The 1,033-nt window shown below is 59.4% G+C and carries 1 protein-coding gene; it reads left to right on the forward strand.

Translation table 11 applies throughout. The features are described from left to right. Positions 1 to 1,033: Ig-like domain-containing protein (locus PVA39_RS23185; RefSeq protein WP_274126064.1), on the forward strand; the 1,033-nt coding region annotated here is incomplete at both ends.

The raw sequence follows: 1,033 nt of genomic DNA on the forward strand, positions 1-1,033 counted from the left end.
CGTCAATGGCAAAGACTTCACCGGCTCGGTCGTTGCCAATCCTAACGGCACCCTAGGCTTCAGCATCAACGTCCCAGGCTCTGACCTGGTCGCCGATGCTGGCAAAACCATCAACGCCAGCATCAGCACCACCGATGCGGCCGGCAATATCGGCACTGGCACCGCATCCGAAGGTTATAGCGTCGACGTCACCGCGCCGGTGCCGACCATCACCCTCAATGCCAACATCACCGCCGATGACGTGATCAACATCGCTGAGTCCACCCAGCAGATCCCGGTCACCGGTACTGTCGGTGGCGATGCCAAGGTCGGTGACACCGTCATCCTGACCGTCAATGGCAAAACCTTCACTGGTCAGGTACAGGCCGACAAGACTTTCAGCATCAATGTCCCAGGCGCCGACCTAGTTGCCGATGCCGGCAAGACCATCAATGCCAGCGTCAGCACTACCGATGCTGCCGGCAACATCGGCACTGCCACAGATAGCGAAGGCTACAGCGTCGACGTCACTGCCCCAGTTCCGACCATCAGCCTCGATGCCAACATCACCGCCGATGACGTGATCAACATCGCTGAGTCCACTCAGCAGATCCCGGTCACCGGTACCGTTGGTGGCGATGCCAAGGTCGGTGACACCATCACCTTGACCGTCAATGGCAAAGACTTCACCGGCTCGGTCGTTGCCAATCCTGACGGCACCCTTGGTTTCAGCATCAACGTTCCCGGCGCTGAATTGGTCGCCGACGCCGGCAAAACCATCACCGCCAGCATCAGCACTACCGATGCCGCCGGCAACACCGGCACTGCGACAGACACTGAAGGCTACAGCGTAGATGTCACCGCTCCAGTGCCGACCATTACGCTCGACGCTAACATCACTGCCGACGACGTAATCAACATTGCAGAGTCGAGCCAACAGATCCCGGTCACCGGCACCGTCGGCGGCGACGCCAAGATTGGCGATACCGTCACCCTCACAGTGAATGGTAAGAGCTTCACCGGTCTGGTAACCAATGCCAACGGCACCCTTGGT

Origin of the sequence: Pseudomonas sp. CNPSo 3701 (assembly GCF_028674975.1) — a bacterium.
Classification (GTDB): domain Bacteria; phylum Pseudomonadota; class Gammaproteobacteria; order Pseudomonadales; family Pseudomonadaceae; genus Aquipseudomonas; species Aquipseudomonas straminea.